This is a genomic window from Pseudomonas meliae, assembly GCF_001400515.1.
In the GTDB taxonomy this organism is placed as follows: domain Bacteria; phylum Pseudomonadota; class Gammaproteobacteria; order Pseudomonadales; family Pseudomonadaceae; genus Aquipseudomonas; species Aquipseudomonas amygdali.
On record NZ_LJQT01000292.1, the window covers coordinates 22,688 to 28,068 of the forward strand.

At 59.9% G+C, this 5,381-nt stretch carries 7 protein-coding genes and 1 riboswitch; of the genes, 4 read left to right on the forward strand and 3 right to left on the reverse strand.

The window, feature by feature from the left end; genetic code table 11:
* Positions 1 to 39: 39 nt before the first annotated feature.
* Positions 40 to 1,203, reverse strand: coding sequence for a 1-acyl-sn-glycerol-3-phosphate acyltransferase (locus tag ALO64_RS13625; protein ID WP_010192881.1), 1,164 nt, complete (start codon positions 1,201 to 1,203; stop codon positions 40 to 42).
* 106 nt (positions 1,204 to 1,309) lie between these two features.
* On the opposite strand from ALO64_RS13625, the gene ALO64_RS13630 reads away from it, so the two are divergent.
* The 4 genes from ALO64_RS13630 to ALO64_RS13645 all read left to right on the forward strand — a co-directional run bounded on the left by ALO64_RS13630 (position 1,310) and on the right by ALO64_RS13645 (position 3,412).
* On the forward strand, positions 1,310 to 1,492 hold the full coding sequence (locus tag ALO64_RS13630; protein WP_002552181.1) for a CPXCG motif-containing cysteine-rich protein: 183 nt from the start codon (positions 1,310 to 1,312) through the stop codon (positions 1,490 to 1,492).
* Complete coding sequence (locus ALO64_RS13635) at positions 1,492 to 1,752, forward strand: putative signal transducing protein (protein ID WP_002552182.1); 261 nt, start codon at positions 1,492 to 1,494, stop codon at positions 1,750 to 1,752. Before ALO64_RS13630 ends, ALO64_RS13635 begins: the two co-directional genes overlap by 1 nt.
* A gap of 29 nt (positions 1,753 to 1,781) precedes the next feature.
* On the forward strand, positions 1,782 to 2,411 hold the full coding sequence (locus ALO64_RS13640) for an SOS response-associated peptidase (protein ID WP_004659908.1): 630 nt from the start codon (positions 1,782 to 1,784) through the stop codon (positions 2,409 to 2,411).
* 182 nt (positions 2,412 to 2,593) lie between these two features.
* Positions 2,594 to 3,412 (forward strand): M48 family metallopeptidase, encoded by an 819-nt coding sequence (locus ALO64_RS13645; protein WP_004663924.1) that lies wholly within the window; start codon positions 2,594 to 2,596, stop codon positions 3,410 to 3,412.
* Positions 3,413 to 3,465: 53 nt separating this feature from the next.
* Here ALO64_RS13645 and ALO64_RS13650 read toward each other — a convergent pair whose 3' ends face one another.
* Both ALO64_RS13650 and ALO64_RS13655 read right to left on the reverse strand, forming a co-directional pair.
* Positions 3,466 to 4,050 carry a TMEM165/GDT1 family protein gene (locus tag ALO64_RS13650; RefSeq protein ID WP_002552184.1) on the reverse strand — a complete coding sequence of 195 codons (585 nt, stop codon included), beginning with the start codon at positions 4,048 to 4,050 and terminating at the stop codon, positions 3,466 to 3,468.
* 69 nt (positions 4,051 to 4,119) lie between these two features.
* Positions 4,120 to 4,258, reverse strand: a riboswitch (yybP-ykoY riboswitch).
* Between the two features lie 38 nt (positions 4,259 to 4,296).
* The gene (locus ALO64_RS13655) at positions 4,297 to 5,295 is read right to left on the reverse strand and encodes a class I SAM-dependent methyltransferase (protein WP_005733234.1); all 999 of its coding nucleotides are present in this window, start codon (positions 5,293 to 5,295) and stop codon (positions 4,297 to 4,299) included.
* Between the last annotated feature and the right edge of the window lie 86 nt (positions 5,296 to 5,381).

Genomic DNA, 5,381 nt, shown 5'->3' on the forward strand with positions numbered 1-5,381 from the left:
TACCCACGCGGAGCATGGGCACGATAGACGTTCCGGTTCTTAAAGCGCCAACCCGGCCTTGACCCGATATTGGTTGCGTACCGGTGTCGCGTACTGCTGAATCAGGTAAGGGCGATGCTCGGTCGGCACGCCTGCCAGGCGGCCTTCCCATTCATCTTTGGCGCGTTCGAGTTCGTCGGCCGCAAACACTGCGGACGCTGGCGGTACGTCGAGGCTCGGGTCGGCGTCGCTCCATTGCGCGTACGCCAGGTAATGCACCGGGAACAGACGATAGCCGCCTAGAATCTGCCGGTCCATTTCGATAGCCAGTTGCTTGGTGTCCTCGAAGTGCTCGGTGATCGGCGGCGCGAAGTTCACATGCACGCGACCTTTATAACCGGTGATGCCCAGTGCAATGCTCACGTCGTCTTCGCCCGGCGTCTTGGTGTATGAGCCGGTGGTCGCACGAATGTACAGCTCGCGCGCTTTGGCGCTGTCGCACGGATCGTACTCATAGCTGATCGAAACCGGGATCAGGTTCAGAGAGCGAATCACGTCGCCAAACGGCTCGTCCTTGCGGCTCATGTGGAACATTTTGAGGATTGCCGACTCGGTGCGGTCGTCACCATCCTTCGCGCGGCCTTCGGCCTGGGCGATCCAGATGGACTGGCAATCCTTGGTGATCGAGTGGTTGATATACGCCGACAGCAATTGGTAAGCCGCCATTTTCTCGCGCCGCCCGATAATCGAGCGGTGCACGATGAAGCTCTTGTTCAGGCGCATCAGATCGCTGACAAACGGCTTCTGCAGCAGGTTGTCGCCAATGGCAATGCGCGGAGTTGGCAGGCCTGCGTGGTACACGGCATAGTTGACGAACGCCGGGTCCATGACGATATCGCGGTGGTTGGCCAGAAACAGATAGGCACAACCGGACTTGAGCTGCTCGACGCCGGTATAGGTGACTCCGTCCGTAGCGCGCTCGATGGTGTGGTCGACGTAATATTCGACTTTGTCCTGCAGCGTGGCGACCGAGTCGATACCGGCAAACTCGCGACGCAGCTTGCGCGCCAAAGTCGGCTGCAGCAGCCAGCCGAATGCGCCCGCCAGGCGGGGAAAACGGAATCGGGTCAGAATTGCGAGAAAGGCTTTGTCGCTCAGCAGGCGTGCCAAGACGGCGGGGACTTCTGCATCGTTGTACGGTCGGATGGCATCAAATTCGCCCATCATGCTCTCTTGTTGGAATCGGATAGGGTAAAAAGAAGACGTACTTGTTAAAACAGCCTTCTGAAGAATGGGGCAATTATACGCATAACTGATCCCGGAGACCGTGATGCAGGAATTACAGAGTTACGACTGCCCTTATTGCGGCGAACCTGTCGAGGCCGTACTGGACCTGTCCGGTGGCGATCAACAGTACATTGAAGACTGTCCGGTCTGTTGCCGCCCGATCATTTTCGATCTGCAGACCGACGGCGAAGACTGGAACCTGGATGTTCGCAGCGAGAACGAGTGATGCAAAAGATCTACGAGCCCGAGAACCTCATGGAGGCCGAGTTGCTGCTGGCGATGCTCGCCAGCGAAGGCATCGAGGCGCATCTGGCCGGTCGCGACCTGCTCGGTGCGATGGGCGAGCTGCCGGGGCTGGGGCTTCTGGCGCTCAAGGTCGACGACGCACAGGTCGAACAGGCACGCGAGCTGATCACTGCGTACAATAGCGCTTCGCCCTTGTCTGGCGATGAGCCGGACGACTTTCCCGATGTACTGGTGTGCTGAGCACCTTCAATAGAGTCTGATTAGCCCCCATGTGTGGACGCTTCGCCCTGTTTCGCTGGACCCCTGCCTTTGCCGCCTTGCCCGGTTTTCCCGCCGACCAGCAGGCGCAATGGAACATTTCGCCAGCCGACTGGGTGTTGATCATGCGTGCCGCTGAAAACGAGGGCGGGATCGAGCTGGTGCGTGCGCGTTGGGGTTTGACCCCGGCCTGGCTCACCGATCTGTCGAAAACACCTGCCCATGCACGCGCCGAAACCGTGGCCGAGCAACCCATGTTTCGTGATGCCTTTACCCATCGCCGCTGCCTGCTGCCCGCCAACGGCTTTTACGAGTGGCGCGGCACACTGCGCAAGCGTCCGTTCTGGCTGACGCCGGGGGAGGGCGCCGCGCTGTTTTTCGCCGCCATCTGGGAAGCCTATCCGGTGCAGGGGCATACGTACCTGAGCGTGGCGGTGGTCACGCAGGCGGCTGCGACTCAGCGTCGCCCGCTGATTCTGGATGCCAGCGGCCAGAAAGCCTGGCTGGCTGCCGACACACCGCTGCCGACCCTGCAAGCGTTGCTGGCAGCTCCGCAGACCGCATTGCGAGAGCGACCACTGGCCAATCTGGTCAACGATCCGAAGCTCAATGCACCTGAATGTCTGACGCCATTGAGTTAGACGGGCAGGGATAAGACCGATGAATCAGACAAATCCGATATCCGCCTTGAAGCGCATCTGATACAAACTGGACATACCTGCGGGAACCATCCACCTCTCTCAAAGACCAAGATGCCAGTTGGCCGGTATCTGGCGCAGAGATCTGCCCCGCAATGGCCGTTTCACAAACAAGGAGATTCACCATGCGTCAGTCATTTGCCCTCTGTGCCTTGAGCGCTGCGTTGCTGCTCGGCGGGTGTCAGGCAGTCAATACCACCAGTGGTGACTCGGTTGGTGTGGAGCGCAAGCAGTACATGTTCAGCATGCTCTCCACCGATGAAGTCAACAAAATGTACGCCCAGTCCTATCAGCAGACCGTCGGCGAAGCGACCAGCAAAGGTGTGCTGGATACCACCAGCGCCAACGCCAAACGTGTTCACGCAATCGCTGATCGGCTGATCGCCCAGGCCCCGAAACTGCGTCCTGATTCGGCTCAATGGCAGTGGGAAGTCAACCTGATCAAAAGTGACGAACTGAACGCCAACTGTGGTCCGGGCGGCAAGATCTTCGTTTACACCGGTCTGATCGACACCCTCAAGCTGAGCGACGATGAAATCGCTGCGGTCATGGGACACGAGATCGCCCATGCCTTGCGTGAGCACGGGCGTGAGGCGATGTCCAAGGCTTACGGTGTGGCGATGGCCAAGCAGGGGGCGGGTGCCTTTCTGGGGCTTGGGCAAGACAGCCTGGCGTTGGCCGACACTGTGGTCAATTACAGCCTGACACTGCCCAATAGCCGCAGTAATGAAAACGAAGCCGACCTGATTGGCCTGGAGCTGGCTGCGCGTGCGGGTTACAACCCGAATGCGGCCATTACCCTGTGGCAGAAAATGACCCAGAACTCCGGGGGTTCGCAGCCAGAGTTCATGAGTACTCACCCGGCGTCGCAGAGTCGCATTGCTTCGCTGCAGGCCGCGATTCCCAAAGTGATGCCGCTGTATCAGGCAGCCCCCAAATCCTGATCGGCTGAAACACCCGTGGCGTTGCGCGTCTTGCACNNTGCCACGGGAATGCATCACACCCAGCCGCTGACCTGCATTGCCTTGTACACCGCCACCAGTGCCAGCACGAAAAACGCACAGGCAGCCAGGCGGCGAATCAGGGTCAATGGCAATTTCTCGGCGGCAAAATTGCCCGCCAGCACCACCGGCACGTTGGCCAGCAGCATGCCCACCGTGGTGCCGAGAATCACCAGCCACAGGTAGGAATACTGCGCTGCCAGCATGACTGTGGCGATCTGCGTCTTGTCACCAATTTCGGCGATGAAGAAGGTGATCAACGTAGTCATGAACGGGCCGAATTTACGTGCCGTGCTGGCTTCGTCATCGTCCATCTTGTCTGGAACCAGCGTCCACAGCGCCGTCGCCGTAAAGCTGGCCGCGAGGATCCAGTGCAGCACTGCGTCTGACAGGAAGCTGCTGAACCATGCACCTACAGCGCCTGCTGCCGCATGGTTGGCCAGCGTTGCGGCGACAATGCCCGCAATGATCGGCCAGGGTTTGCGAAAGCGTGCGGCGAGAATGAGTGCGAGCAATTGCGTCTTGTCACCGATTTCGGCGAGCGCAACCACAGCGGTAGGGATTAAGAATGATTCCAGCATCAGGTTTCCTAAGGGGCGGGTCGACACGGCTATGACACGTACGACCTCCCCGCCCCGGGTAAGGTGTTCGTGTCATAGGTCTTGTCAAACCACCGATCCGTCTGAGCGGATTCCGGGTCGCACGTACCATGGTCTGAGGACCAAGTATGTTGATACGTGCCGGACGAGCATGGCGCTCGTGGGAGACTACTCCCCTAGGACGGAGCGGATTCTGCCTCCGCAAAAACGTTTCGGCAAGTGCTTATTTCAGGAGCGTTTGGCGCTGTAGATTTTAAAGCCGCTGCCCTGAGCCCTGACTTCACATTGCCCGACGTGCTCTTCGATCAGTGGCTGATAACGCAGAAAGTTATTCGCGACAAGGCGTAGTTCGCCGCCTGATTTAAGATGTTGGCGTGCTTTTCTCAGCAGGTTTTCCGTTGCCATGTAGTCGGTATGAACCCCCACATGGAACGGCGGGTTGCTGAGAATCGTGTTCAAACCCATTGGCGCTGAGTCGATTCCGTCACCGGTCAGCACCTGGGCTTGCAGGCCATTGGCGGCGAGGGTCAGGCGCGAACTTGCGGTTGCGAACGCATCCACGTCCAGCATGATGACGTCGTTGTGCGGGTAGCGACGCTTGACGGCTGCACCGAGTACGCCGGCACCACAGCCGAAGTCGAGCAGGTTGCCGCTCGGCAGCTTGTCGATGTTTTCCAGCAAAAGCGCCGAACCACGATCAAGTCGGCCATGGCTGAAAACGCCGGGCAGGCTGACGACTGTGAGCGGGCCGTCCTGCAGGTCGATCTGGTAGGGCCTGGCGAGGCTTTCCAGCGTAACGGCTTGTGGTGCGTTCTCGACAGTGACCTGCCAGAGCTGGCAGTGGCGGGCACTGTCGAGCTTGCGCGCGCGGCCGAAGTGGCTCAGTTGCTTTGCAGCCGCTTCGATACCGCCACGTTTCTCGCCGACCACAAACAACTCGCGCCCTGCCAGGCGGGAAGCCAGGGCGTTGAGCAGGTAGTCTGTCAGATCGCGGGCTTTGGGCAGGAACAGCACGGCGGCTTCGAAGGCGGCCTCTGGCGCTTCAACGCCGAAATCCACGCGGCCCTCGAACCGCGCATCCAGCGCGGCCTGATCTCCGGCATGCCAGCACCATCCACGCGCGTCCGGCAGTTTTCCGAGCAGGTCATCGGCGGGCAGCCCGACCAGCAACAGCGAGCCCTGAAACAGCTCGGCCTGACGGAGTAACACTTCACTGCGCGGGTCCATGGAATGGCTCCTGAAAAAGCGCGCAGTCTAACAGGATATGGGTCAGGAGGACGCGGAGCGTCCGGAGCGGCATGCGACGCGGAGCG